The 26,014-nt window shown below is 51.4% G+C and carries 22 protein-coding genes, 2 pseudogenes and 1 riboswitch; of the genes and pseudogenes, 20 read left to right on the top strand and 4 right to left on the bottom strand.

What is annotated here, in order from left to right:
- Window positions 1-7 precede the first annotated feature (7 nt).
- Together eno and TCARDRAFT_RS10995 are read left to right on the top strand one after the other, a co-directional pair.
- Window positions 8-1,300 carry a phosphopyruvate hydratase gene (eno, locus tag TCARDRAFT_RS11000; protein ID WP_007290063.1) on the top strand — a complete coding sequence of 431 codons (1,293 nt, stop codon included), beginning with the start codon at window positions 8-10 and terminating at the stop codon, window positions 1,298-1,300.
- 279 nt (window positions 1,301-1,579) lie between these two features.
- Complete coding sequence (locus TCARDRAFT_RS10995) at window positions 1,580-2,602, top strand: zinc-binding alcohol dehydrogenase family protein (protein WP_007290062.1); 1,023 nt, start codon at window positions 1,580-1,582, stop codon at window positions 2,600-2,602.
- Between the two features lie 90 nt (window positions 2,603-2,692).
- Here TCARDRAFT_RS10995 and TCARDRAFT_RS10990 read toward each other — a convergent pair whose 3' ends face one another.
- Window positions 2,693-3,646, bottom strand: a complete 954-nt coding sequence (locus tag TCARDRAFT_RS10990; protein WP_007290061.1) for a phosphoglycerate dehydrogenase — start codon at window positions 3,644-3,646, stop codon at window positions 2,693-2,695.
- Window positions 3,647-3,888: 242 nt separating this feature from the next.
- On the opposite strand from TCARDRAFT_RS10990, the gene TCARDRAFT_RS10985 reads away from it, so the two are divergent.
- Window positions 3,889-4,752, top strand: a complete 864-nt coding sequence (locus TCARDRAFT_RS10985; protein ID WP_007290060.1) for a MurR/RpiR family transcriptional regulator — start codon at window positions 3,889-3,891, stop codon at window positions 4,750-4,752.
- A gap of 43 nt (window positions 4,753-4,795) precedes the next feature.
- Here the strand turns inward: TCARDRAFT_RS10985 and TCARDRAFT_RS10980 are convergent, their stop codons facing one another.
- A complete protein-coding gene (locus TCARDRAFT_RS10980) occupies window positions 4,796-5,563 on the bottom strand; it encodes an SDR family NAD(P)-dependent oxidoreductase (protein WP_007290059.1) in 768 nt (255 codons plus the stop codon).
- 263 nt (window positions 5,564-5,826) lie between these two features.
- On the opposite strand from TCARDRAFT_RS10980, the gene dctP reads away from it, so the two are divergent.
- The 13 genes and pseudogenes from dctP to TCARDRAFT_RS10915 all read left to right on the top strand — a co-directional run bounded on the left by dctP (window position 5,827) and on the right by TCARDRAFT_RS10915 (window position 20,232).
- Window positions 5,827-6,846: a TRAP transporter substrate-binding protein gene (gene dctP, locus TCARDRAFT_RS10975; protein ID WP_007290058.1), complete on the top strand. Its 1,020-nt coding sequence runs from the start codon at window positions 5,827-5,829 to the stop codon at window positions 6,844-6,846.
- A 123-nt stretch (window positions 6,847-6,969) separates the two neighbouring features.
- Complete coding sequence (locus TCARDRAFT_RS10970; protein ID WP_007290057.1) at window positions 6,970-7,461, top strand: TRAP transporter small permease; 492 nt, start codon at window positions 6,970-6,972, stop codon at window positions 7,459-7,461.
- Window positions 7,455-8,744 carry a TRAP transporter large permease gene (locus TCARDRAFT_RS10965; protein WP_007290056.1) on the top strand — a complete coding sequence of 430 codons (1,290 nt, stop codon included), beginning with the start codon at window positions 7,455-7,457 and terminating at the stop codon, window positions 8,742-8,744. The genes TCARDRAFT_RS10970 and TCARDRAFT_RS10965 overlap by 7 nt, the downstream gene beginning before the upstream one ends.
- A 275-nt stretch (window positions 8,745-9,019) precedes the next feature.
- On the top strand, window positions 9,020-10,024 hold the full coding sequence (locus TCARDRAFT_RS10960) for a TRAP transporter substrate-binding protein (RefSeq protein WP_232199125.1): 1,005 nt from the start codon (window positions 9,020-9,022) through the stop codon (window positions 10,022-10,024).
- A 161-nt stretch (window positions 10,025-10,185) separates the two neighbouring features.
- On the top strand, window positions 10,186-10,746 hold the full coding sequence (locus TCARDRAFT_RS10955; protein WP_007290054.1) for a TRAP transporter small permease: 561 nt from the start codon (window positions 10,186-10,188) through the stop codon (window positions 10,744-10,746).
- On the top strand, window positions 10,743-12,032 hold the full coding sequence (locus TCARDRAFT_RS10950; protein ID WP_007290053.1) for a TRAP transporter large permease: 1,290 nt from the start codon (window positions 10,743-10,745) through the stop codon (window positions 12,030-12,032). The genes TCARDRAFT_RS10955 and TCARDRAFT_RS10950 overlap by 4 nt, the downstream gene beginning before the upstream one ends.
- A 477-nt stretch (window positions 12,033-12,509) precedes the next feature.
- Window positions 12,510-12,740: a preprotein translocase subunit SecG gene (gene secG / locus TCARDRAFT_RS10945; RefSeq protein ID WP_007290052.1), complete on the top strand. Its 231-nt coding sequence runs from the start codon at window positions 12,510-12,512 to the stop codon at window positions 12,738-12,740.
- Between the two features lie 87 nt (window positions 12,741-12,827).
- Window positions 12,828-14,827: pseudogene (locus tag TCARDRAFT_RS10940) on the top strand (sodium-translocating pyrophosphatase).
- 283 nt (window positions 14,828-15,110) lie between these two features.
- A complete protein-coding gene (locus TCARDRAFT_RS10935; RefSeq protein WP_007290050.1) occupies window positions 15,111-15,845 on the top strand; it encodes an alpha/beta hydrolase in 735 nt (244 codons plus the stop codon).
- Window position 15,846: 1 nt separating this feature from the next.
- Window positions 15,847-16,248 carry a PaaI family thioesterase gene (locus TCARDRAFT_RS10930; protein WP_007290049.1) on the top strand — a complete coding sequence of 134 codons (402 nt, stop codon included), beginning with the start codon at window positions 15,847-15,849 and terminating at the stop codon, window positions 16,246-16,248.
- 17 nt (window positions 16,249-16,265) lie between these two features.
- Window positions 16,266-17,261 (top strand): RNB domain-containing ribonuclease, encoded by a 996-nt coding sequence (locus tag TCARDRAFT_RS16040; protein WP_007290048.1) that lies wholly within the window; start codon window positions 16,266-16,268, stop codon window positions 17,259-17,261.
- Window positions 17,227-18,540: a ribonuclease R family protein gene (locus TCARDRAFT_RS16035; protein ID WP_232199124.1), complete on the top strand. Its 1,314-nt coding sequence runs from the start codon at window positions 17,227-17,229 to the stop codon at window positions 18,538-18,540. The genes TCARDRAFT_RS16040 and TCARDRAFT_RS16035 overlap by 35 nt, the downstream gene beginning before the upstream one ends.
- Window positions 18,541-18,643: 103 nt before the next feature.
- Window positions 18,644-18,823: riboswitch (Lysine riboswitch) on the top strand.
- 122 nt (window positions 18,824-18,945) lie between these two features.
- Window positions 18,946-20,232 (top strand): diaminopimelate decarboxylase family protein, encoded by a 1,287-nt coding sequence (locus TCARDRAFT_RS10915; protein ID WP_007290046.1) that lies wholly within the window; start codon window positions 18,946-18,948, stop codon window positions 20,230-20,232.
- A 253-nt stretch (window positions 20,233-20,485) separates the two neighbouring features.
- On the opposite strand, the pseudogene TCARDRAFT_RS10910 reads toward TCARDRAFT_RS10915, so the two are convergent.
- Both TCARDRAFT_RS10910 and TCARDRAFT_RS10905 read right to left on the bottom strand, forming a co-directional pair.
- Window positions 20,486-21,719 (bottom strand): annotated as a pseudogene (locus TCARDRAFT_RS10910) (LL-diaminopimelate aminotransferase).
- 216 nt (window positions 21,720-21,935) lie between these two features.
- Window positions 21,936-22,322 carry a RidA family protein gene (locus TCARDRAFT_RS10905; protein WP_040683354.1) on the bottom strand — a complete coding sequence of 129 codons (387 nt, stop codon included), beginning with the start codon at window positions 22,320-22,322 and terminating at the stop codon, window positions 21,936-21,938.
- A gap of 314 nt (window positions 22,323-22,636) precedes the next feature.
- Here TCARDRAFT_RS10905 and TCARDRAFT_RS10900 point away from each other — a divergent pair, with 314 nt between their 5' ends.
- The 4 genes from TCARDRAFT_RS10900 to TCARDRAFT_RS14690 all read left to right on the top strand — a co-directional run.
- On the top strand, window positions 22,637-23,284 hold the full coding sequence (locus tag TCARDRAFT_RS10900) for a helix-turn-helix transcriptional regulator (RefSeq protein WP_007290043.1): 648 nt from the start codon (window positions 22,637-22,639) through the stop codon (window positions 23,282-23,284).
- 73 nt (window positions 23,285-23,357) lie between these two features.
- Window positions 23,358-23,513 carry a hypothetical protein gene (locus tag TCARDRAFT_RS15840; RefSeq protein ID WP_198003930.1) on the top strand — a complete coding sequence of 52 codons (156 nt, stop codon included), beginning with the start codon at window positions 23,358-23,360 and terminating at the stop codon, window positions 23,511-23,513.
- Window positions 23,492-24,565 carry a threonine synthase gene (locus TCARDRAFT_RS10895; protein WP_456300348.1) on the top strand — a complete coding sequence of 358 codons (1,074 nt, stop codon included), beginning with the start codon at window positions 23,492-23,494 and terminating at the stop codon, window positions 24,563-24,565. Before TCARDRAFT_RS15840 ends, TCARDRAFT_RS10895 begins: the two co-directional genes overlap by 22 nt.
- Before the next feature lie 152 nt (window positions 24,566-24,717).
- The coding region (locus TCARDRAFT_RS14690; RefSeq protein ID WP_332248972.1) for an MASE3 domain-containing protein at window positions 24,718-26,014 on the top strand (1,297 nt) is incomplete at its 3' end.

Genomic DNA, 26,014 nt, shown 5'->3' with positions numbered 1-26,014 from the left:
TTTTGGCATGTCAACAACAATCATTACCGATGTAATGGCCCGGGAAATCTTAGATTCCCGCGGCAATCCCACCGTAGAAGTGGATGTGGTGCTCGAAGACGGCACTCTTGGCCGGGCGGCCGTGCCATCCGGCGCCTCGACCGGTGCGTATGAGGCGGTAGAACTGCGGGATGGGGAAAAGGACCGCTACCTCGGCAAAGGGGTGCGGCAGGCGGTGGCCAATGTCAACGAGGTCATCGGCCCGGAAATTGTCGGGATGGATGCCTGCGACCAGGTAGCCATCGACCAGGCGCTGATTGCCCTGGACGGTACGTTGAACAAAGGCAAACTGGGCGCCAACGCCATTCTCGGCGTTTCGATGGCCGTGGCCAAAGCAGCCGCCGCTTCGCTTGGCCTGCCGCTGTACCAGTACTTGGGAGGGTTTAATGCCAAAGAACTGCCGGTGCCGATGATGAATATCCTGAACGGCGGCAAACATGCCGACAACAATGTGGATATTCAGGAATTCATGATTATGCCGGTCGGGGCCGTTAACTTCAGCTATGCCCTACGTATGTGCGCCGAGGTTTATCACAACCTGAAAAAAGTCCTCCAGGAGCGGGGACTGAGCACGGCCATCGGCGACGAAGGCGGGTTTGCGCCAAATTTGGCGTCCAACGAGGAAGCGCTGAGCGTTATTATGGAGGCCATCAAGCGCGCCGGTTACCAGCCGGGCACCCAGATTGCCCTGGCCCTCGATGTAGCTGCAACCGAACTGTATAAAGACGGCAAGTACCACCTGGCCGGCGAGGGCGTCGTCCGCACTGCGGCGGAAATGGTAGCTTACTATGAAGATTTGGTGGCGAAATATCCCATCGTGTCGATCGAGGACGGCATGGCGGAAGACGACTGGGAAGGCTGGCGGCTTTTGACCGAGCGGCTGGGCGGCAAAATCCAGCTCGTCGGCGACGACGTGTTTGTTACCAATACCGAACGTCTCCGCCGCGGTATCGGCGAGAAGGTGGCCAATGCCATTCTCATTAAGGTCAACCAGATCGGTACCCTTACCGAAACCTTTGATGCGATCGAGATGGCCAAGCGGGCTGGGTACACCTGCATTATTTCCCACCGCTCGGGCGAAACGGAAGATGCCACCATTGCCGATATTGCCGTGGCCGTCAATGCCGGGCAGATCAAGACCGGCGCCCCGGCCCGCACCGACCGGGTGGCGAAGTACAACCAGTTGCTGCGTATCGAGGAAGAGCTGGGTGACGTGGCCCAGTATAAAGGTGGCGACGTGTTTTATAATATTAGAAAGTAATAAGTGGAAAGTAATAAGTGGAAATAGCCGGGTTGGGGCAACGAGCCCTGACCCGGCTATTTTTTTTGTATACCGGAAAGAATAAATTTTTAATCGCAGTGTACAGGGTTACTGGTTAACTACGGAGGAGACGGAGGCGCGATTTCATCGCACAGAGGTTGATAGGTATTTGTAATTTACTGGAATTGACCGGCCGATAAAGGATTCCGGTTGATAATGTGCGAACAAATAGTTGTTAGTTTTTTTAAAAAACTTTAAATAATTTGCGAGGTGTTGCTAATGAAAGTAATCGAAGTGCTAAAGCCGGGACAGCTGACGGTTGGTGAGCGCCCCATGCCGGCGGCGCCGGTAGGCGGTGAGGTTGTAGTAAAGATCAAGGCTGCAGGTATTTGTGGATCGGATGTCCACATTTTCCATGGCCAAAACCCGTTTGCTACTTATCCGCGCATTCTCGGTCATGAAGCGGTAGGCGAGGTATACCAGGCAGGGGCGGAAGTGAAAGATTTAAAACCGGGCGACAGGGTAGCGATTGACAATGTATTTTCCTGCGGCCGGTGCTATGCCTGTCGGTCTAATCGGCACAACGTCTGCCGGGAGGTTAAGGTGTTGGGTGTTCATATTGATGGCGTGTTCCAGGAATATATCAAAATTACTGCCGATAAACTTTACAAACTGCCTGCCGACCTGCCCTGGGAAATGGCGGCTACCGTCGAGCCTTACAGCATTGCCGCCGAGGCTGTTGACCGTGCCGGTGTAACAAAAGATGACACTGTTTTGGTGTGCGGTGCCGGACCGATCGGTCTTGTTATTCTCCAAGCGTCCAAACGGCTGGGGGCACGCGTCGCTGTCATGGATATTGTTGCTTCTCGCCTTGAACGGGCCAAGGCGATGGGTGCCGACCTGACCATTAACACCAGGGAAACTGATCTGTTGGAAGCGGTGCGGGAGTTTGCCGGCGGGGAAGGCGTCAACATCGTCATGGAGGCTACCGGGAATATTGGCGTGCTGGAGCTGGCCGTGGCCAAGCTGGTCTCCCAAGCAGGTAAGGTAATTGTGCTGGGCTTTCCAGTCGAGCCGGCCAAAATCGTTCCAGCCGATATTATGCGGCGGGAACTTGATATCAAAGGATCGCGGCTGAACAACAAAAAGTTTCCGGAAGTTATCCGCTGGCTAGCGGGTAAGGAGGTTGATCCGACAGGCTTGGTGACGCACGTGCTGCCATTTACTGATGCGGCAAAGGCTATGGAATTGTTTGCAAACAACCCCGAAGAAGTATGCAAAATTATTCTGCGCTTTGACTAAAGGGTACCGATAATGGCGGTAAACTCCGGCCCCCTGGCGGCGATGTAAGCCGGAAAGACCCCAGGTCTTTGCAGGCAACCGTTAATGCCCTTATATTTTTACCGGGTTTTGGGGCGGCTGGCCGGATAGTACCCGCACCACTTCTTCCGCGGCCATTACGCCCATGCGGGTTACCGCCTCGTGGGTAGTAGCGCCGGCGTGAGGGGTAAGCACCACATTGTCAAGTGTGAACAGGCGGGCATCCCTGATTGGTTCATGGACAAAGGTGTCGAGGCCCGCGCCGGCGATAACGCCGTTTTTGAGAGCGTCATACAGGTCTTCCTCGACAATGAGGTCGCCCCGGGCGGTATTGATAAGGAAAGCCGTCCGCTTCATGGTTTTCAGCGTGTCTTTGTTAATCATGCCGATTGTTTCGGGCAGGGCAGGAGCATGGAGGGAGAGGAAGTCAGCCTGGGCCAAACAATCCGCCATGGGGAGGTATGTTACACCGTAGTTTTCTATCATGTCCTGGCGGGGACGGATATCATAAGCAATAATTTTCATGCCGAAAGCGTGGGCGCGTTTGGCTACCTCGCAGCCGATGCTGCCCATGCCGATAATGCCCAGTACTTTGCCGTACAGTTCGCTTCCTGTCATGCGGCTCCAGCCGCCGCGGCGGACAATACCGTCCATCTGCGGGATATGCCGGGCAACGGCCAGCATCAGTCCGATGGCCAGTTCCGCCACGGAGATGTTATTGGCGCCCGGCGTGATGGTGACGGGAATACCGTAGGCGGCTGCCGCGGCAACGTCGATAGTGTTGTAGCCGACGCCGTGTTTGGCGATAATTTTTAATGTGGGCAGCCCGGCAGCAATGACCTTGGCTGTTACCGCATCCATACCGGCTACTAAAGCGTCCATTCCTTTGATTAATTCGACCAGCTCATCTTCTGTCAGCGGCCGGTCATATGGGTTGAAGATCACTTCGCAGCCCGCCTGTTCGAGTACCGCTCTGGCTTCGGGCGATTTGGCGAACGAGCGGGCAGTTACCAATACTTTAGTCATGGTTGTCACCTCTACTTGGTTTTGGTGTTGACATTCAGTGCTTGCGGTGGAAAATAGTAGGTACTGTTTTGAAAAAATTTTTCAAATATAATTATATTCCAGTTTAAATTTTACCGCAATAAGAACATTGGTTGCCCTTTGCCGAAGATGTTTTTATTTTTATTAGGCTTGTTGCAACGGAAGCACCATAAGTATACAATACGTATAAATAATTCTAGTTGAAAAGACCCGGAGGTTTACTGATGGAAAATCAAGAAACCCATATTGGCGGCTGTTTGCCGCGCATTCGCAGCATTTATAAGGCGCTAACCAAGGCGGAACAGAAGGTGGCCGATTATATTCTGGAAAATGCCGCAAAGGTGGTCCACCTTTCCATTACTGAGCTGGCCGAGGTTTCGGGCAGCGCCGAAGCTACTATTTTCCGTCTCTGCCAAAAAGTGGGATATAGGGGCTATCAGCATTTCAAGATAGCGTTAGCCGGCGATTTGTACACGCCGGCCGAACTGGTGTATAAGGATGTTAACGCCGGAGATTCCATGGGCGTTATTGCGCGGAAAGTGTTTCACGATATTAACGAAGGGCTTCAGGATACGCTCAAGATTATTGATGAAGCCGCTCTCGATAAAGCTGTTGCCGCCATAACCAAGGCGCGGCGCATCGACGCCTATGGCTCCGCCGGGTCAGCGGTAATTGCCGCCGATATTGAATACCGGTTTATGCGGTTTGGAATTCCCGTGCGCGCCTACGCCGATCCACATATGCAGATTATCTCGGCTGCACTGATGCAGCCAGGGGACCTGGCCATTGCAGTGTCTCATACTGGCGCTAACCGCGACCTCCTGGATTCTGTCGCGATGGCTAAGCAGAACGGCGCTACGGTGATTGCCATCACCAGCTACATGAAGTCGCCGTTAAGCAAGCTGGCCGATATTACTTTGTGCGGTTCGGCGAAAGAGACAGAATACCGTTCCGAGGCTATGGCCGCCAGACTGGTCCACCTGGCCATTGTTGACGCCCTCTATGTCGGAGTTATGCTTGACCGGCAGGATTGCATCGTGGAAAACATGGAAAAAATTCGTAAGGCGATTGCCATTCGGCGGGTGTAGTATAAGCAAAAAATCTGCAGCGCAGGGCTGCAGATTTTTTGCTTTATAAGGCTAATGCCAAGTAGCCGCCGTCAACGGGGATAACCGCACCGGTGACAAAATCGGAGGCTGCGGAAGACAGGAAAATAATAGTACCTAGTAGATCAGGCGCCTTCCCGTACCGCCGCATGGGGGTGTCGCCGGTGATCTTAGCTTCTACTTCCGGCAGGCCAAGGAACATCTCATTTAGCGGCGTTTTGAAAAAGCCGGGAGCGATGGCGTTGACGTTAACGCCTTTGGGGCCCCACTCGCAGGCCAGTACCTTGGTGAGCTGGTTTACGCCGCCCTTAGTGGTGCAATAAGCGCTGGAACGGGTAATGCCCAAAAAAGCCCCCATGGATGAGAAATTGATGATTTTGCCGTAGCCCTGTTCTAGCATGATGGGGCCGAATACTTGGCAGGCAGTGTAGATGGATTTTAAGTTCACATTGATAACATGGTCCCACTCATCTTCGCCAACTTCCAGGAAGGGCTTTTTTACCAGCGCCCCGGCGGCGTTGATGAGCACATCCACGCGGCCGAACTTGGCTACGATTTCGTCTTTGAGCTGCTCCATTTCGGCCCGGTTAGTGGCGTCAATGGACACTGTCATTGACCGGCGGCCCAAGGCCTCAATTTTTGCAACAAGGGCCGCATTCTTCTCTTTATTGCGGCTTACGGGAATGACATGGGCGCCCGCTTCGGCCAAGCCCAGACAAATAGCCGTCCCCAGGCCGCCACTGCCACCTACCGCGACGATGACTTTGTCCGTTATGTCGAACAGGTTTGCCATGGCTAAATCACTCCTTAACATTAGCGTTCAGTTTTCAAAGTCATTCGTCCGAAATTAATTTGAATCCTGCCGGATGTTGAAATTTTAGTCTAGTTATAAAGAAAATTTTCAATAGAATGGAAACTGAGAAAATTATTTTTTGAACTTAAAGGATTTTGTTGCCGCGGCGTCCAATTCACACAGATGTAATAAAATCCATTTGCCCGTAGGGGCACCAGCCGTGATTGTTTCGCAAAATTCAAAAAACGACAAGGAGGTTTGTTATGTGGAAAAAAGTTTCAGCCTTAGTGATGGCTGCGGCACTGGTCGTCAGTCTGGCCGGCTGCGGCGGCAGCGGCAAACAGGCGACACAGGGCGGGCAGGCGGCTCAGCCAAGGATAGTGAAAATAGCTAACTACTTCCCGCCTACCCATCCGCAGAACGTGGCGTTGCGGGAAAAGTTCAAGCCTCTGCTTGAGCAGCGTACTAATGGCGCCTTCAAGGTGGAAATTTACGACAACAACCAGCTGGGTTCGGAAAAAGACTTTATTAATGGTGTCAGCATGGGTACCATTGAGATGGCGGTAGCCGGCCTGCTGCAGGCGGAAATGCTTCCCCGCCTCAAAATTCCAGAGATGCCTTACCTCTTCCGGGATTATGACCATGCGATGAAAGTTCTGAATGGGCCGATCGGTGAGGAGATCACCAAAGGCATGATTGAAAAGGGTACTCGTCCGCTGGCCTGGAACGTGAACGGTTTTCGCGCCGTCTCCAACTCGAAACACCCCATCAAGACGCTTGCTGACACCCGCGACATCAAACTGCGCGTCCCCACCAACAGCATCTTTATTGACGGCTTGCAGGCGCTTGGCTTCAATACTGTTTCCATGCCGATGACTGAACTCTTCTCGGCCCTGCAGCAAAAAATCGTCGACGGCCAGGAAAACCCGCCGGCCACATTGCTGACAAGCGGATGGTATGAGGTACAGAAGTATTTGACGTTGACCAATCATATTATGGGCCCGAACGTTATCATGATCAGCGAAAAGTTCTGGCAGACCCTGACGCCCGAGCAGCAGAAGATTTTCAAGGAAGTGGCCGTGGAAACGGCTAAGTACGAAGTTGAGTTGATGAAAAAGTTTGAGCCTGAGGCGGTAGCTACCCTGAAGCAAAAAGGCATCCAAGTGGATGAATTAGCTGACCGTGCCGAATGGGAAAAAGCTGTCCAACCCGTTTATGAAAAGTGGTATAAACAGTATCCTGAATTTAAAGATATTGTGACGAGAATTAAGGAAACCAAGTAGAGATCATCATACACGCGAAACAATCCCGGCGTGATTAGTGGCATAGCGATAGAGAGCCGGTTTTGGCCGGCTCTCTTCCCGTAATTTTAGCTACTGGTAGCTCTTGCTATGATGGAGGTTGCTATGAAGTTGCTTGAATATGCCGAACGCGCTTTAGAATGGGTAGTCGAACTGCTCTTGGCCTTAATGGCAATAGTTGTCTTTATAAATGTAATTGCGCGCTACCTGTTTGCTAAAGCATTTCCCTGGACAGAAGAAATAGCCATATTCATGTTTACCTGGATTATCTTTCTCGGGGCGCTGCTGGCCTTTAAGCGGCATCGGCATTTAGGAGTTGATTTGCTGCTTAATGTCTTGCCGCCGTTGCCAAGGAAAATTGTTGCCTTGCTTGGTAACATTCTGGTTGGCGGCGCTTTACTGGTGCTTATTGACGGCGGGGTCAAGTACTATTTTCAGACAATCGTTTGGCCGGCGCCGGCAACGCAAATCCCCTATGGCGTTATTAATGCCATAATTCCTTTCGCGGCGTTTTTTATGCTGCTACTGCTGCTTAAGGATATTATCAGCCTGTTGCGCGGGGAGAATGATAAGCCTAAGGGGGAAAAGCAATGCTGACGATTTTTCTGGTTACATTGTTTGGCGCATTGCTGCTCGGTGCTCCGGTGGCATTTGCCCTGATTCTCAGCACGATTGCGCTTATGGTTTTTAATAACAGCTTTGATACGCAGATAGTTGTTCAACATATGATGGCTGGCGCGGAAAACTATACGCTCATGGCAATACCGTTTTTCATGCTGGCCGGAGAAATTATGAACCACGGCGGCATTTCTACCCGCATTATAAAATTTGCCAGCGACCTGGTTGGGCATGTTAAGGGCGGTTTGGGATATGTTACGGTTATTGCCTGCATGATTTTTGCCGGTGTGTCCGGCACGGCCGTGGCTGATACTGCAGCCGTAGGTTCTATTCTCCATCCGGTTATGAAGCGGGAAGGCTATGATTCTAAGCGCAGCGCCGCCCTTATCTGTGCTGCTGGCTGTACCGGCCCGATTATTCCGCCAAGCGTACCAATGATACTGTATGGCGTCATCGGCGGCGTCTCCATCGTCGGACTGTTTCTGGGCGGCATTGTCCCCGGCCTGATTATGGGCATAGCTCTCATGATTTACTGGTATCTCCACACCCGTAAGACCAATTACCCGATAAAGCCGCGCGTGTCTTTCGCTACACTGCTTAGGAGCACCATAGACGCCGCCTGGGCGCTGGTTTTGCCCTTCATCATTCTCGGCGGTATTGTTTTCGGCGTGTTTACACCCACCGAGGCGGCGGTTATTGCTGTTTTTTATGCTTTTTTCGTGTCGTTTGTTATTTACCGTGAGCTGGAATTGAGTAAGCTGCCCAAAATATTGCTTGATGCGGCCATTAACTCGGCGGTTGTTATGTTTGTCGCCGCCGCCGCTACTTCTACCGGTTTTATGATTACCGTCGGCCGCATACCGCAGTCTATTGCGGAAACTATTCTGTCTATTTCCAGCGATCCGGCAATTGTCATGCTGATTATCAACTTTTTCCTTCTTCTTGTAGGTACGGTAATGGATCTGACCCCGGCCCTGCTGATTTTGGCGCCTATTCTGATTTCGCTCACCAAGAATCTGGGCATCGATCCCTTGTATTTCGGGGTGGTCATGGTCTTCAACTTGTGCATCGGTCTTCTTACTCCGCCGGTCGGTACAGTATTGTTTGTCGGCTGCGGCCTCAGCGGTCATTCCATTACCGAACTGTCCCGCAGGGTATTGCCGCTGGTGCTTGTGCTCATCGCCGTGCTGTTTCTCATCACTTATGTCCCAGAAACCATTATGACTATTCCGAAGTGGTACCAGGGTCTGCGTACTACTTAAGGGAGCCAGCGAATTAGCGATATCTGGCATCTGCATGCCGGATTACAGGCTGTTTTTGTATTATTTATTTTATTGCAAATAAAATTTATATTGAAAATAAAATGGAACATGCTATACTGGAATAGGAATTTTTTTTCATTTGCCGTTGCATTTAATTCGGGTTGAGTCGCGACAAGTTACTAGATACCAGGCAAGTCTTCGCGACCTGGTATTTTGTATAAATTTTTAATTTAGGAGGAGAGACGATGAAAAAGGCTTTCAGGTTGGTCAGCGTATTGCTTATTGTCGCTCTCGCTGTTGCTCTGTTCACAGGATGCAGCAGCAGCACCAGTACGCCGGAAAAAAAGGCCGAAAAACGGGTTATCAAAGTGGGAATCGGTCTCAACGAGCAGAGCCCGCAATATAAGGGGTTGCAAAAATTTAAGGAAATCGTTGAGCGCGAATCAAAGGGCCGGATTGAGGTGCAACTTTTTGCCAACAGCCAGTTGGGTGATGACACTAAGATGATGACGGCGCTGCGGGCAGGCACGCTGGAAATGACATGTCCCTCTACTGCTCCTATTTCTGGGCTCGACAAGAAATGGATGGTATTTGACCTGCCCTTCCTGTTCCCCAATGAAGAAATTGCCGATAAGGTTCTTGATGGGCCTATTGGTCAAAAGTTTCTGGATTCACTTTCGCAGAATGGAATTAAAGGTATTGCCTTTTGGGAAAACGGATACCGGCAGCTTACCAACAGCGTAAAAGAAGTTAAAACTCCAGACGATGTAAAAGGTCTGAAGATCAGAACGATGGAAAACCCAGTACATTTGGCTGCGTTTAGAGCGCTAGGCGCCAATCCGACCCCGATGCCTTTCGGGGAGCTGTTTACTAGCTTGCAGCAGCGCATTATCGACGGCCAGGAAAACCCGGTAACTACCATTTATCTCCAGAAATTCTATGAAGTGCAAAAATACGCTACGTTAACTAACCATTTCTATTCGCCTTTCGTCTTAATGTTTAGTAAAAAGATCTGGGATACTCTACCTAAAGAAGACCAGGATATAATACTGAAGGCTGGTAAAGAAGCAGGCCTGTATCAGAGAAAGATCAACCGGGAAATGATGAAGGAATCCTTGGCCAACCTGGAGAAAACCGGCATGGTAGTGACTAAGCTGACTCCGGAACAGCAAAAAGCCTTTATGGACGCAACTAAGGATGTTGCCACTAAATTCGAGGCTGAGATAGGAAAAGAACTTATCCAGGAAGTAAAGGCAGAAATCGCAAAGTATGCTAAATAAAGTCAGGTAGTTGTCGCGGGGCTGTTGAAAACTGTTTAATACGGGCGTTTTCAACAGTCTCGCTCGTATTAAACAGTTTTCGCTTACTGTCAAGCCATGTGCGCAATATGAATTCTGTGAAAGAAAAATGGACGAAACGCGTCTTGAAAGGAAGCATATATATGGAAAGTCTGTCTAAAGCATTCAATCGCCTCCTTCATGGACTCATAGCTGCTTGTTTGTCATTAATGGCCGTATTTGTATTTGCCAATGTTATCCTTCGTTACTTTTTTAACTCAGGGCTTACTTGGGCCGAGGAAGCCTCCCGATATCTATTTATTTGGCTAATTTTTCTGGGGGCCATCATCGCTTATAAGGAAAACGCTCATTTAGGCGTTGATACGTTGGTGCAAAAGTTATCTGTAAAAGGCAGGAAAGTACTTTTTGTAGTCAACAATCTGCTGATTTTAATAACCATGTGTCTGGTCGCTGAAGGCACCTGGAAATTGACGCTCATTACGATGAACCAAAACTCGCCATCGATGGGGTTGCCTCTTGCCTTTGTTTATGTTTCCGGGCTGATTGCGAGTGTCAGTATGGTAGCCATTTCCCTGAACAATCTATACCGGCTAATCACCGGCAAGATAGATGAGAACGACCTGGTCATGATAACTGATACGGAAGACAAAGAAAAAATAGAACAGACTGTTGGCGGGTCTACGCAAGGAGATAGAAAACTATGACTATGACATTGACGGTATTTTTGGTATCACTTTTGGCAGTCATGGCGCTGGGAATTCCTATTGCTTTCGCGCTAATCATGAGTGGTATAGCCCTACTCATTCATATGGGTATGTATGATACGCAAATATTGGCTGCCAATCTGATAGACGGTGCTGACAATTTCCCGCTCATGGCTATTGCCTTCTTCATCCTGGCCGGAGAGCTGATGAATGCAGGAGGGATTTCCAAGCGTATTATTGCCTTTGCTGTAGCTCTTGTTGGGCATGTGCGCGGCGGATTGGGATATGTCGCTATTATCGCCAGTTTAATCTTCTCCGGATTATCGGGTTCAGCGGTCGCCGACACGGCCGCTCTGGGGGCTGTTCTTATCCCTATTATGGCGGAAGCCGGTTATGACCGCGCCAAATCAGCCGCTTTAATCGCTTCTGCAGGTATCATTGCTCCAATTATGCCACTTAGCGTCCCGATGATTATATTCGGTGTTACGGGTAACGTGTCTATTCCCAAGCTGTTTATGTCGGGCATTGTGCCTGGACTGTTACTTTGTTTCTTTTTGGCCGCTACTTGGGCCTGGATTGTACGCAAAGAACGGTTCCAAGTGCAGCCGCGCAAATCATTCGCAGAGCTACTGAAGGCAGCCCGGGGAGCGTTATGGGCTTTTATTCTCCCAGCTATCATTATTGTAGGTCTGCGCGGCGGTGTATTTACTCCCACGGAAGCTGCATCAATCGCCGCCTTTTACGCATTGTTCGTCGGGGTAGTCGTGTATCGTGAACTGACTTTACATAAAATTATCGAGGCCTTGGTTATGGCAGCAAAAACAACGAGTATAATTATGTTTTTGGCGGCAGCAGCTATGGTATCGTCCTGGCTGATCGCGGTTGCAAACATACCTGCGCAAATTGCGCAAATACTTGCCCCAGTTATGGAAAACAAAATCATGTTGATGTTTGCTATCAACGTCGTCGTTTTACTTGTCGGCACGGCCATGGATGCAACGCCCACCATCCTTATTCTCACACCGGTTCTAATGCCAATTATTCAAAAAGCAGGCATTGACCCCATTTATTTCGGTTTCATGTTTGTATTCAACAATATGATCGGTCTATTGACTCCGCCGGTCGGAACAGTACTTAACGTAGCGGCCGGGGTAGGGAAAGTCTCAATGGATGCCATCATCAAAGGTGTTATGCCATACATGTGGGTCGAAATTCTTTTGTTGCTTCTGCTTACTTTCTTCCCGCAGCTTGTCCTGGTTCCTCTAAGCTGGTTTATTGGTTCGTAATTTGCGTTTTTGTTGCTTAAGCTTAGTCCTTATAAAATTAATGCGAATAAACGTGGAACGGATGTGGTGATTACGCATCCGTTAGTTTTTTTACTTGCTGTTAATTTATCAATAATCATAGCTACGACCAGTAGCGCAGGCAATCATCAGGTGAGCCACAATCAATGTACTAGGGCAATTTTATGAAGTTTACAGGCGAATATGACGATGCGTTTTGGCGAAAACAATAGTGTGTAAGGCGGGTTTATTCTGAATTGCTATATCTAGCGCGCTTTGCGGGCGTGGTGCATCTGTCGCGGTACGGTACAGACGGCAATTGATTAGGTTATTTTTTAGTAGGCTAGACTACTTTGCCTAATATTTGGCAATAATGTAGGTGAATAACGAGCGGACAAAAATATTTGTAAGACATTGTCAATGTAAAAAGGGGTGTGATAAAATAAAATGGTACAAAGGTGGGTAGGGGGTGTGAGGTAAGTGGTAACGGCATTGATGATATTGGAAGCCATCCTGTCGATTCTCTTGATTGCGTCGGTGGTGCTGCAGTCGGGGCGAAGCGCCGGCATGGGCGGAGCAATCGCCGGTGGCGCTGAGACGCTGTTTGGCGGTAAAAAGAAAGGCCTTGACGAACTATTGGCAAAGGCGACTATGTTTCTTGCTGGGCTGTTCGGCATCGTCACGATGATCTTGGTCAAAGTTATGCAGTAGTTCTCTGCACCTCAATGGCCTACATTGGGGTCTTTTTAAGCATTTTTACGGGACAACCCGCGGTAAATAAGGAGGAACAAGAGCTACATGGATTTGCTATTTATTGCGCCGGGCGCTGGCTTGCTGGCCCTGCTGTTCGCCGCTTACCTGGCAGGCAGTGTGCTGAAAGAAAGCCCCGGCAACAAAAAGATGCAGGAAATTTCCCAGGCTATCTTTGAAGGAGCCATGGCCTTCCTTAACCGTCAGTACAAGACACTCATTCCTTTCACCGTTGCTATCTTTCTCATTTTATACTTTGTTGACGGGTATAAATTGGCCGTATCGTTCCTGGTTGGCGCCGTGTGCTCGGCTATTGCCGGCTATGTGGGCATGAGTTCCACCACGAAGTCCAACGCCCGCACGACCGAAGCGGCCCGCCACAGCCTTAACAAAGCCCTAAGCGTGTCGTTCCGCGCTGGCGCGGTCATGGGCATGTCGGTGGCCGGTCTTGGTCTCTTAGGCGTATCGATGCTGTACATAATTTTCGGCGATCCTGTCGTTATTAACAGTTTTGCCTTTGGCGCCAGCGCCATCGCCTTTTTTGCCCGGATCGGCGGGGGTATCTATACCAAAGCCGCGGACGTAGGCGCCGACCTGGTCGGCAAAGTGGAAGCAGGAATCCCTGAGGACGATCCGCGCAACCCGGCTGTTATCGCTGACAACGTAGGCGACAATGTCGGCGACACGGCCGGCATGGGCGCTGACCTGTTTGAATCCTATGCTGCTACGACTATCGCCGCCATGCTGATTGGCAACAGCATCTACGGTGTAAACGGCGTTCTGTTCCCGCTGCTCATCGGCGCGGCCGGCATCGCGGCTGCTATTATCAGTACCTTTTTCGTCCGCACTGGTGAGGATGGCGATCCCCAAGCCGCCCTTAACCGCGGTTTGTGGGGCACCAATATCATCACCGCCGTTATCGCGTATGGCTTGGCGACGCAAATTTTCGGCGCCAAAGGATTTGGTATTTTCATCGCTATTGTGGCCGGCCTGGCTGTCAATGTCCTTGTCGGCATAATTACCGAATACTATACTTCGAATGCCCATAAGCCCACCCAGCATATTGCCGACGCTTCCCAGACCGGTCCGGCTACCAATATTATTACCGGTGTGGCTACAGGTCTGCGCAGCACTGGTATTCCGATGGTTGTCTTTGCCATCGCTACCTGGCTGGCGTACAGCCAAGCCGGCATCTACGGCATCGCCATGGCAGCCATGGGCATGCTGTGCACCGCCGGCATGGTCGTGGCCGTTGACTCGTTCGGTCCTGTCGCCGACAACGCCGGCGGCATTGCCGAAATGGCCGAGTTGGGCCCCGAAATCCGTAAAACAACGGACAAGCTGGACTCGGTCGGCAATACCACGGCGGCCATTGCCAAAGGCTTCGCTATCGGGTCGGCCGCTCTCACCGCGCTGGCGTTGTTTACCGCGTTCGGCGAAGAAGTGGCCAAGAACCCGAAACTGACTGGCCTCTTGGTTGACGGCAAGCTGGTTGTCAACCTTACCGAGCCGGGAGTCATTATCGGCATCTTCCTTGGCGCTACCCTGCCGTTCATCGTGTGCGCCCTGACCATGGAGGCTGTCGGTAAAGCGGCCTTTGAAATGATTGGCGAAGTACGCCGTCAGTTCCGCGAAATTCCCGGGATTATGGAAGGTACCGGCCGTCCTGACTATGCGAGGTGTGTTGACATTAGCACCAAGGCGGCGATCCGCGAAATGATTGCCCCTGGTCTGTTCGCGGTCGGCGCCCCGCTGCTCGTTGGTTTCGCGCTTGGCGCCAAAGCGCTGGCCGGTTTCCTGGCCGGTACTACCGCCACCGGCGTGCTGCTTGCCATCTTCATGTCCAATGCCGGCGGCGCCTGGGATAATGCGAAGAAGTACATTGAAGCCGGCAAATATGGCGGCAAAGTACGCCGACGCACGCCGCCGCCGTTATCGGCGATACGGTAGGCGACCCCTTCAAGGATACTTCCGGTCCGGCAATGAACCCGCTCATCAAAGTTGCCGGCACCATTTCCCTTATCATCGCTCCCATGCTGTTCTTCTAATTACGAAAGCGCCAGGTCTAGCCCTGGCGCTTTTTAACTATGGAAAATGGTAAGCGGAAAGTAGAAAGTGGTATGAAGTATGAGGTATGAAGTATGAGGTATGAAGTATGAGGAATGAGGTAAGTGGTGGAATGATGTTGCTTTCTATTGCTTGTGGCGCCATTTATTGACATGATCATCTTTGCGGTTTTATTAGAAAGGCGCGTTAGCGCTTTTGTTCTTGCGGCAGTGTTTAGAATTGCCTAATAATGGTATAATGATAATACATATGGGAGGTGGTCTGGTGGCGATTATCCGTGGCGCCGAGCCGTTTTTGCTGCCGGGCGGCGACTATGGTGTTTTGCTGGTGCACGGCTTTACCGGTTCGCCGGCCGAAATGCGCCTGGGCGGACAGTACCTTCATGCCCGCGGCTATACCGTGCTGGCGCCCCGTCTGTGCGGCCATGGCACAAATGAGCGGGAAATGCGTTTGACGGCTTGGCCGCATTGGTACAGCGCCGTCGAGGACGGCTATCATCTGCTGCGGGGGCTGTGCCGCAAAGTCGCGGCTGTTGGCCTGTCCATGGGTGGCCTGCTGGTGCTGAAATTGGCGGCCGAATATCCGGTGGACAAGGTGGTTTCCCTTAGCGCCCCGATCTACTTAGCCGACCGGCGGCTGCCCCTGTTGCCGGCGTACCGGCTCTTTCGGCGCTATATTCCCAAGAAACGCAAACGCTATGACGTCGACCCTATTTACACCGTTGGCTATGACCGCATGCCGCTTGATTGTCTTACCAGTTTATTGGAGCTTATCAAGCATGTTGATAAACTGCTGCCGGTGATCACGGCGCCGGCGCTTGTTATTCAGTCCCAGGCCGAGCATACCGTGCGGCCCGAGAGCGCCCGCCACATTATTAACCGCCTGGGCAGCGTCGACAAACGGCTCATCTGGCTCGGGCGGTCAGGGCATGTGGTGACGCTGGATGTGGAACGGGACGAGGTTTTTGCCCAGATTGACGCATTTTTGAGGAGAGAGTGAGATGGAGGAACGTAATCAGTGGTGCTTCGCCTGCGGGCGGCTAAATCCGATCGGTCTGAAATTAACTTTTCGGGAAGAAAACAACACATATGTCACTAATTTTACCGCCGGGCCGGAGCATCAGGGGTATGACGGCATCGTGCACGGCGGCATTGTTAGTACCCTGCTTGATGAAATCATGGCCCGCTACATATATGCCAAGGGTGGAAACGCCGTGACCGCCAGGCTGGAGGTGCGGTACCGCCAGCCCACCCCGATTGGACAGGCCCTTACGGTTGCCGGCTGGATTGTAGCTCAGCGGGGCCGCTTTTATGAAATGGCCGGCGAGGTACGCCTGCCGGACGGCACGGTAACGGCCGAAGGCAAGGCGCTCGTCGCCGTCGTCGACCAAGCGAAAGTATAAATAAAGGATGGGAAAACATGGCAAAAACGGCCTTAAAAGATAAGATTCTCGATTTTATGCGCAACGACGCCTACCGGCCGCTCACCGCGGAAGATCTGGCGCAGGAAATGGGCCTTAAGGGCAAAGAACTGACCGAATTTTGGTCGATATTACAAGAACTGGAAGCCGAAGCCTTGATTATCAAGACCCGTTACGGCAAGTACGGCGTGCCGGAGCGCATGAATCTCGTCGTGGGCCGTTTTCATGCCAGCGGCAAAGGCTACGGCTTCGTTGTCCCCGATAACCCCGAAGAACCGGATATTTATATTACCGCCGACGCTGCCATGACGGCCATGCACAACGACCGGGTTGTCGCCCGTATCCATCGCCGTACTCCCGCCCACGGCAAAAAACGGGAAGGGGAAATTATCCGGATTGTCGAGCGGGCCAACCACCGGATCGTCGGCACCTTTGCGGCCAGTCGCCACTATGGTTTCGTTGTCCCCGACGACCCTCGCCTGGGGCGGGACATCTTTGTGCCGAAAGGCGAAAGAAACGGTGCCAAAGACAATGCCAAAGTAGTGGTGGAAATCACCAAGTGGCCGGAGCGGCAGCGAAGTGCCGAAGGGCGGATTGTGGAGGTGCTGGGACAAAAAGGCGACCCCGGGATCGAAATTTTATCCATCATTACCAAACATAATCTGCCCCGGGTCTTCCCGCCGGAGGTAGAACGGGCGGCGGCTGACGTGCCGGCAGAGATCAGTGCGGCAGAACTGGCGGGACGGCGCGACCTTCGCGACTTGCCCATCGTCACGATTGACGCAGAGGACGCGAAAGATCTGGATGATGCCGTCCATGTTGAGCGGCTGCCCGCCGGGCGCTATCTGCTCGGCGTCCACATCGCCGATGTGAGCTATTATGTGCGGGAAAACACCCCGCTCGACATTGAAGCCCGCCGTCGGGGAACCAGCGTGTATTTGGTCGACCGCGTGCTGCCCGATGCTCCCGCCGCGGCTGTCCAACGGCATTTGTAGTCTCAATGCTGGCGAAGACCGCCTGACCTTGTCGGTCCATATGGAAATCGACGCCGGCGGCCGCATTGTCCACTACGAGATATTTCCCAGCGTAATCCGCGTCCAGACGCGGCTGTCCTATAACATCGTGCGGCGGATATTGGTTGACGGGGATGAAAACTTGCGGCGGCAGTATGCCGACCTTGTCGATCACCTGGAGGAAATGGCGCGGCTGTGCCATATCCTGCGGGAGCGGCGCATGCGCCGCGGTGCCATCGATTTTGATTTCCCGGAAATAAAGGTCAAGCTGGACGAAGCGGGCCGGCCGGTCGAGCTGGTCAAGCGGGTCCGCAGCCTCGCCGAGTCCATCATTGAGGAGTTCATGCTGGCGGCCAACGAGACGGTGGCCGAACACCTGCACCGGCTCGGCGTGCCGGCCGTCTACCGCGTGCACGAGGAGCCGGACACGGAAAAGATGGAAAAGCTCAATGCTCTTCTCCATAATTTTGGCCAACGGTTAACTACGGTCGATGACATTCATCCGATTGTCCTGCAGCAAGTGCTTACCCGTATTGCCGGCCGGCCGGAAGAGCGGATTATCAGCACGGTTATGCTGCGCTCCCTCAAACAGGCTCGCTATGAAGCGGAAAACCTGGGCCACTTCGGCTTGGCCGCCCGGTATTATACTCATTTTACTTCGCCGATCCGCCGCTATCCGGACCTGATCGTCCACCGCATTCTGCGCGAAACATTCACTACCGGCGAACTGTCAGCCAAGCGGCGGGAAAAGCTGGCCAAGATGCTGCCCGTCGTGGCCCAGCACTCGTCAGAGCGGGAGCGGGCGGCGGCTGAGGCCGAGCGGGAGACGGTAGACCTTAAGAAAGTGGAATACATGGCCCGGTTCGTCGGGGACGAATTTCCCGCCATTATCAGCGGCGTTACCGCCTTTGGCCTGTTTGTTGAGTTGGATAACGGCGTTGAAGGTCTGGTGCATGTGTCCAGCATGGATGACGACTACTACCAGTTTATTGAAGAGCAGTATGCCCTGATCGGCGAGCGCAGTAAGCGCATCTACCGCCTAGGCGATGCGGTAAACGTGCGGGTGGTGCGCGTTAATCCCGCCGACCGCACCATCGACCAGGCCCGGGTCGCCGAACCGGGGCGCGGCGAAGCTGATAAGGCGGATAACGGCAACGGCCGGAAGGGAAACAAGGCCAAGGGTAAAACGGGGACTAAGCGCCAGGCGAAAAGCGGCGGCAAGGCCAAGGCGGTCGCCAAACCGAAAAGCCGCTTGAAATAGCCTTCCAAACTTGGGGGAATAGGATCGGCCGTGAAGGAGGAAGGGCAGGAAAAGTGTTGACACACCTGCCTGGCTTCGGTATACTAGAAACGATAATTAAATATGGTGAGATAGAGGTGCGGCTATTAAGAGTATGCATTCATGAGCAGGCCGGCGATGAAGGGTGCAGAAAGGAATATCCGCCGAAGCAGCAGGTCATGGCCAAGGGCCTTCTGCTGGTCTTGCCGCTAAATAAGGGTAAGACTGTCATCCGAGCAAATTCGGGTGGAGCGCTATCTTGCACGGCTAGTATAGGGCTTGGCATAAGCATTTTTAGCGGCTTGCGAGATGGACTCGCAGGCCGTTTTCATATTAGCTGAGGCGCTCCCGGCCGCATTCATTATTCTAATTAGGAGGTATCTCGACATGGCAGAGAAAAAGCTCCCCTTTACTAAAGCAAAATTGGAAGAAATCATTCGCCAGCATAAGACGCCTTTTCATATTTATGATGAGAAGGGTATCAGGGAAAATGCCAGAAAGTTGACGGCCGCGTTTGCCTGGGCGCCTGGGTTCAAAGAATATTTCGCCGTAAAAGCAACGCCTAATCCGTATATCCTGCAGATCCTGCGGGAAGAGGGCTTTGGCGCCGATTGCAGTTCGATGGCCGAGCTGGTTCTGGCCGAAATGGTAGGCATTACGGGCGAAGAAATTATCTTTTCCTCCAACGACACGCCCGCTGAGGAGTATGTTAAAGCTAAACAACTTGGGGCGATTATCAACCTGGATGATATCAGTCATATCGAGTTTTTAGAAAAACACGCCGGCCTGCCGGAAATTATCTCATTCCGCTATAATCCCGGACCGCTCCTTAAGCAGGGCAATACCATCATCGGCAAGCCGGAAGAGGCCAAATACGGCTTGACGCGCCAGCAGATTTTTGACGCCTACCGCATCGTGCAGGCCAAAGGGGTCAAGCGGTTCGGCCTGCATACCATGGTCATTTCCAACGAACTCAACCCGCAGTGCTTTGTCGAAACGGCCAATATGATGTTTGACCTGGCCATTGAAATTTATCAAAAACTCGGCATCAAAGTTGAGTTTATCGACTTGGGCGGCGGCATTGGCATTCCCTACCGCCCTGAGCAGCAACCGGTAGACCTTTTCTATGTGGGCGAAGAAATCCGCAAGGCCTATGAGGCTAAGATTGTCGCTAACGGCCTGCATCCGATCAAGCTGGCCATGGAATGCGGCCGTATGATCACCGGTCCGTATGGTTATTTGGTGGCGCGGGTGCTGCACAAAAAAGAAATTTACAAGAATTACGTCGGGCTTGATGCCTGCATGGCCAATCTGATGCGGCCCGGCATGTATGGCGCCTATCACCACATTACTGTGGCCGGCAAGGAAGATTGGCCGCTTGATCATATTTACGACGTGACCGGCTCGCTGTGCGAAAACAACGATAAATTCGCTATCGACCGTCCGCTGCCCCGCATCGATATCGGCGATATTGTCGTTATCCATGACACCGGTGCCCACGGCCATGCGATGGGCTTCAACTACAACGGCAAACTGCGTTCGGCCGAACTCTTGCTGCGCCCTGACGGCAGCGTGAAACTCATCCGCCGTGCCGAGACGCTGGCCGACTTATTTGCTACCCTTAACTTTCCTCAGTGTGAACTGAACCTGGCGGCCGCGTCGACAACCGAATAAAAAAGTCCTGTCAGCGTATGCGCTGACAGGACTTTTTTCTTTGCACGAACCACTGAGGACACGGAGCTATGTATAAATTTCAAAATGGGGAATATAGGGAACCGCAGAGGACGCGGAGAAATAGTTTTTATTTTAATTTTTAGCGCGATGAAATCGCGCTCTCTGCGTCCTCCCGTGGTTAAAATGGGCGTTCATGGTTTGTGGTGCCAATTTATTGGCATGATTATCTCCGTGGTTCAATATTCGGTTTTCTTTACAGCTTGAGGCGGGTTTTAATGCGTTCGATGGCCCGCTCGGTATTTTCACGGCTGCCGAACGCGGTGAGGCGGAAGTAGCCCTCACCCGGAGGGACCGAAGCCGGAGCCCGGCGTGCCGACGATATGGGCCTCGCTGAGCAGTTTGTCAAAGAAAGCCCAGGAGTCAAGATTGTTAGGCGTTTTGAGCCAGATATAAGGGGCGTTGACGCCGCCGAAGACCTGCAGGCCCACGCTCTCAAGCCCTTCGCGGATGATTTTGGCATTGGTCATATAGTATTGGATGGTTTCGCGGATTTGCTTTTGCCCCTCAGGACTGTAGACAGCTTCGGCGCCCCGCTGGACGATGTAGGGCACGCCGTTGAACTTGGTCGTCTGGCGGCGGTTCCACAGCTTGTTGAGTGGGTACTTTTCGCCGGCGGCGGTGGAGGCCATGACGGTTTTGGGCACTACCGTGTAAGCGCAGCGCGTGCCGGTGAAGCCGGCTGTTTTCGAGAAGGAGCGAAACTCGATGGCCACTTCTTTCGCGCCCTCGATTTCGTAAATGCTGTGAGGAATATCTGGCTCTTGGATATAGGCTTCATAAGCAGAGTCAAAGAGAATAATCGCGTCGTTTTCCCGGGCATAATCTACCCATTTCTTAAGTTCGGCCTTGGACAAGGTAGTACCGGTCGGGTTATTGGGCACGCAGAGATAAATCATGTCCACCTTTTCTTTAGGCAGGGCGGGGACAAAATTGTTTTCGGCATTGCAGGGGAGGTAAACGATTTTCTCAAAGCGGCCGTCTTTATACTCGCCGGTCCGGCCGGCCATGACATTGCTGTCAAGATAGACCGGATAAACAGGGTCGGTGATGGCCACGACATTGTCGATGCCGAAAATTTCCTGGATGTTGCCGACATCGCTTTTCGAGCCGTCGCTGACAAAGACTTCGTCCACATCCAGCTTCACGCCGCGCGACGCATAGTCGCCTTCGATAATTTTTTCAATCAGGAATTCGTAGCATTGCTCAGGGCCATAGCCGCGGAAAGTGGCGGCTTGTCCCATTTCATCGACCGCCTTATGCAGGCTTTCAATAACAGCCGGCGCCAGTGGGCGGGTTACATCGCCAATTCCCAGGCGAATAATGTCGGCATCAGGGTTTTCGGTTTTAAACTTGCTGACCCGGCGGGCAATTTCGGCAAAGAGATAACTGCCGGGTAGTTTCAGATAGTTTTCATTAATCCTTGCCATCTTTGCTCTCCTTTACCAGAAATCTATGGTTAATCTACATTATACACCGATTTTCCCAGTAATGGTAGTTTTTCCCCAAAGTTTTAGCGTCATTCCTGGCGAAACATAGATATTGCCGAATTTCATTTAGTGTGATTGCGCCCAGAGTTGGTGCAAAGCCTCGAAAATGCGAGACCTCCCGGGCTAGTAGCCAGGGAGGCTTAGCATAAAAGGGTTTTATTTATCGGCGACGTAAGCGATTGCTTCAATTTCGACCAACACGTCTTTGGGCAGGCGGGCCACTTCGACGCAGGAACGAGCCGGCGGGTTGGCGGTGAAGTAAGTGGCGTAGACGGCGTTGATTTTCGCAAAATCGTTCATGTCCTTAATAAAGACCGTAGTTTTTACGACGCTGGCGAGACTTGCGCCGGCCGCCTCAAGGACAGCTTTGACGTTTTTCAGAACTTGGTGGGCCTGCTCTTCCACCGAACCGGTCACAAGCTCCCCGGTAGCCGGATTTATCGGGATTTGCCCGGATGTAAAGACGAGATTTCCGACTTTAATTGCCTGCGAGTACGGTCCAATCGCGGCTGGAGCATTGGCCGTGTTGACAACGGTTAACATTTTATCCTCTCCTTTGTCTGTGTTGGCAAAAACCAACATTTTTCTCCCCAAATAAAGTTTAGGCAGATAAAAATTATCTGTCAACCGTAGCGGGTTAAAAACTTTTAATAGATTTTATAATTATTTCGCAGAACTGTCGTGAGCAGCCGGTGTTTTTCCGCAGATTATGTTAAATTTTAACCATTAGATTATTTTTTGTTCTCAACTTTTTTAATAATTTTTTATTAAAATTAGGAAATGGGAAAAGGAATTGGTAATTTTTTGTGGAATTTTTCTTAAGAAAAAGTGGATTAACCTATATAAGGGGTGGAAACTTGCAACCACTGCATCCCAAATTACAGGCTCTACTACCGGTAGCTGACGCTATTCATGCCACCGTCGGCGTTTATAGCGAGGTGGTGATCCACGACGTCACTCGGCCGGAACAGTCAGTAGTGTACATCGTAGGAAATGTTACTAACCGCCAGGTTGGCGCGCCGCTCACCGACCTGGTTCTGGAAAATCTGCGCAAGTACGGCGACGATTGCAAGGATATCTTAAATTACGGCACAACGACGCGGGATGGCAAGACGCTGCGGTCGTCGACCACCTTTGTCCGCGATGATGACGGCCATATTATCGGGTGCCTGTGTATCAATGTAGACTTGACGCCCATGTTGTCCTGGAAGTATTTTCTGGAAAAAAGCCTGGCCGTAGAAACCGGCGCCGTAAAGGAAACCTTTAGCAATGACGTTTCTGAGGCTCTTAACGGCATTATAAAGTCTATTCTGGAGAATTACCATATTCCTGTCGCCAGTTTGCCCCGTGAGGAAAAGCTCAATATTATCAAGCAGCTGGACGAAAAAGGTGTTTTTTTGGTGAAAGGTGCAGTTGACCAGGTTGCCGCGACACTTGGTGTTTCCAGGTATTCGATTTACAACTACCTGGAAGAGGTTCGCAGTCATAAAATTCGCCGGAACTAATTCCCGGCTACTGGCCTCTACCGGTCTGTTGGCCCGGATACCTGCATGATTTAGATGACAAGGAGTGATTTTCATGTACATGAGCCATTTAGAATGCCCCAAATGCGGAGCAACCTATGATCCGCACAAACTGACGCAGCTTTGCGCCTGCGGCTCACCGCTCCTGGTCCGCTATGACCTGGATAAGGTCAAAGCCAACTTTAAAAAATCCGACCTTATCGGGGCGTAAACCTGATCTCTGGCGGTACCGCGAACTATTGCCGCTGGTCGAACGAAAAGAATAAAGTGTCGCTTGGCGAGGGCATGACGCCGCTTATTCACTGTGACACGCTGGGGAGCGAAATTGGCCTTCCTAATCTGTACCTGAAAGACGAGGGCATTATTCCCAGCGGCACCTTTAAGTCCCGGGGCGCTGCTGTCGGTGTGTCCCGCGCCAAAGAATTGGGCGTTAAAGCCTTGGCGATGCCCACCAATGGCAATGCCGGAGCCGCCTGGGCCATCTACTGCGCCAAAGCGGGCATTAAAGCCTATATTGTAATGCCTGTTGACGCCCCCGCTATTACCCGCAACGAGTGCGCCATTGCCGGCGCCCAGTTCTACCTTGTCAATGGTTTAATCAGCGATGCCGGCAAGATTGTCGGCCGGGCAGTGGCTAAACATGGCTGGATGGATGCCTCCACTTTGAAAGAGCCGTACCGCATTGAAGGCAAAAAGACCATGGGCCTGGAAATCGCCGAGCAGATGAACTGGGAAGTGCCGGACGTCATCCTCTATCCTACTGGCGGCGGAGTTGGCCTGATCGGCATCTACAAAGCACTGAAAGAACTGCAGGCGATTGGCTGGATCGGCGAAAAAATGCCGCGGCTGGTTGCTGTGCAAGCGGCAGGTTGTGCGCCTATTGTTAAGGCTTACGCGGAGAAGAAGCCGGCCTCCGAGTTCTGGAACAACGCTTCTACCGTGGCTTTCGGCATCACGGTGCCCAAAGCGCTGGGCGACTTCCTTGTCCTTGAAGCAGTATATAATACGGGCGGCTGCGCGGTGGCTGTTTCGGACGAAGAAATCCTGAGAGCTCAGGCCGAAATTGCGGCCAAAGAAGGTCTCTTCATTTGTCCCGAGGGCGCAGCTACGCTATCGGCGGCCAAAAAGCTGCTTGCCGACGGTTGGATCAAGCCGCATGAGAAAGTGGTTATGCTCAATACCGGTACTGGTCTTAAATATCCTGACACGGTACGGGTGGAAGTGCCCACGCTAGAGCCGGACGAAGATATTCCCGTCGCTTAACGGGGATGATTGTAAAAAATGCCCGTAGATAATTATCAAATCTGCGGGCATTTTTAAATTCTCAAATTGACGGACAGTAGTATTTAGTATAATATGTAATACGCGAAAAAATTGCCAATATTTAGCATGGTGGATATCGGAGCGACCTTAATATGGAAGATAGTTTTACCATTGGACAAAATATGTCAACGGCGCCAAAGTGGCCGATAAATTTAGTTAAAGCGGGAACCATATTACTTGCGTTGATTTTAATAGCGGCTTATGTCCGCTTAGAAAACTACTTGCTATTTCACAGTCTTATCGAGTTAGCCACGGTCATCATTGCCTTCAGTGTTTTTATCCTTGCGCTAAATACTCGTGACCTTGCTAAAAATAATTATTTTATGTTTATAGGCATTGCCTATGGTTTTGTTGGCGGTTTTGACTTACTTCATACCTTGGCTGACAAAGGAATGGGCGTCTTTACTCGGGGAGGGGACAATCTTCTTACGCAACTCGGGATTATCGCAAGATTTTTGCAAAGCCTATCCTTGCTAATCGCCCCTGCTTACTTTTACCGGCGCCTGCGGCTGCCCGCAGTTATCTCGGCCTATATGGCAGTTTCGGCCTTTTTCTTATTATCTGTTTTTTATTGGGGCATATTTCCTGATTGTTTTATTGATTCGCTGGGAATTACTGTTTTTAAAAAACTAAGTGAATGTATCATTTCGGCAATTGTTTTATTGGCTCTTGCGGTGACCTGGTCGCACAAACAGCAGTTTCAGCCAACGGTATTGCCGTTTTTATGGTTGGTTTTTATAGCTATACTCGGGGCAGAATTTTGTTTTATTATTTACACTGATGTCTATGGTCTAATACACATGTTTGGCCATCTGTTTAAGTTTGCGTCATTCTATTTTACATATAAAGCCATGGTTGAAACCAACTTGCAAGTACCTCATAAGCTTCTATACTATAAGTTAGGGGCTGCCAAGCAAGAAATTGAAGAACGCAAGCGAGCCGAGCAGGATTTGCAAGCGTATATTAAAGAGTTGCAACAGACCAAAAGCGGCTTGCGGGAAAAAGAAAAATTGGCGCTTGTCGGTCAGATGGTTGCCAGCATGGCCCATGAAATAAAAAACCCGTTAACTACGGTTCGTGGGTATGCTCAGCTTTTGCAGAAAAGATGCAATCATGACAGCAAGCTTGTCGATTGCATGACTTCCATTATCGCCGAAGTCGACCAGGCCAGCGGGGTCATCGACGAATTTTTGCAACTCGCCCGCCCGGCGCCGCCGGTGATGGAAATACAGTCGTTGAGTGTTGTCGTTGAGGAAGTTGTAAAAGTGATTGAGCGGCAGGCATTTTTGCAAAATATCGTAGTAGAATATTTCAGCCCGGAAAAGTTACCCAAATGTATGCTGGACAAAAATCAAATCCGGCAAGCGTTATTAAATATTGCCAAACGCA

The organism is Thermosinus carboxydivorans Nor1, assembly GCF_000169155.1.
Taxonomy (GTDB): Bacteria; Bacillota; Negativicutes; order Sporomusales; family Thermosinaceae; genus Thermosinus; species Thermosinus carboxydivorans.
The sequence above is the reverse complement of the archived record's forward strand: the minus strand, read 5'-3'. Positions and strand labels throughout refer to the sequence as shown.

What these genes read in the sequence shown, in the direction of transcription:
- eno (WP_007290063.1), top strand. Translation starts at nt 8, where the DNA reads ATGTCAACAACAATCATTACCGATGTAATGGCCCGGGAAATCTTAGAT.
- TCARDRAFT_RS10995 (WP_007290062.1), top strand. Translation starts at nt 1,580, where the DNA reads ATGAAAGTAATCGAAGTGCTAAAGCCGGGACAGCTGACGGTTGGTGAG.
- TCARDRAFT_RS10990 (WP_007290061.1), bottom strand. Translation starts at nt 3,646, where the DNA reads ATGACTAAAGTATTGGTAACTGCCCGCTCGTTCGCCAAATCGCCCGAA.
- TCARDRAFT_RS10985 (WP_007290060.1), top strand. Translation starts at nt 3,889, where the DNA reads ATGGAAAATCAAGAAACCCATATTGGCGGCTGTTTGCCGCGCATTCGC.
- TCARDRAFT_RS10980 (WP_007290059.1), bottom strand. Translation starts at nt 5,563, where the DNA reads ATGGCAAACCTGTTCGACATAACGGACAAAGTCATCGTCGCGGTAGGT.
- dctP (WP_007290058.1), top strand. Translation starts at nt 5,827, where the DNA reads ATGTGGAAAAAAGTTTCAGCCTTAGTGATGGCTGCGGCACTGGTCGTC.
- TCARDRAFT_RS10970 (WP_007290057.1), top strand. Translation starts at nt 6,970, where the DNA reads ATGAAGTTGCTTGAATATGCCGAACGCGCTTTAGAATGGGTAGTCGAA.
- TCARDRAFT_RS10965 (WP_007290056.1), top strand. Translation starts at nt 7,455, where the DNA reads ATGCTGACGATTTTTCTGGTTACATTGTTTGGCGCATTGCTGCTCGGT.
- TCARDRAFT_RS10955 (WP_007290054.1), top strand. Translation starts at nt 10,186, where the DNA reads ATGGAAAGTCTGTCTAAAGCATTCAATCGCCTCCTTCATGGACTCATA.
- TCARDRAFT_RS10950 (WP_007290053.1), top strand. Translation starts at nt 10,743, where the DNA reads ATGACTATGACATTGACGGTATTTTTGGTATCACTTTTGGCAGTCATG.
- TCARDRAFT_RS10930 (WP_007290049.1), top strand. Translation starts at nt 15,847, where the DNA reads ATGGAGGAACGTAATCAGTGGTGCTTCGCCTGCGGGCGGCTAAATCCG.
- TCARDRAFT_RS16040 (WP_007290048.1), top strand. Translation starts at nt 16,266, where the DNA reads ATGGCAAAAACGGCCTTAAAAGATAAGATTCTCGATTTTATGCGCAAC.
- TCARDRAFT_RS16035 (WP_232199124.1), top strand. Translation starts at nt 17,227, where the DNA reads ATGCTCCCGCCGCGGCTGTCCAACGGCATTTGTAGTCTCAATGCTGGC.
- TCARDRAFT_RS10915 (WP_007290046.1), top strand. Translation starts at nt 18,946, where the DNA reads ATGGCAGAGAAAAAGCTCCCCTTTACTAAAGCAAAATTGGAAGAAATC.
- TCARDRAFT_RS10905 (WP_040683354.1), bottom strand. Translation starts at nt 22,322, where the DNA reads ATGTTAACCGTTGTCAACACGGCCAATGCTCCAGCCGCGATTGGACCG.
- TCARDRAFT_RS15840 (WP_198003930.1), top strand. Translation starts at nt 23,358, where the DNA reads ATGTACATGAGCCATTTAGAATGCCCCAAATGCGGAGCAACCTATGAT.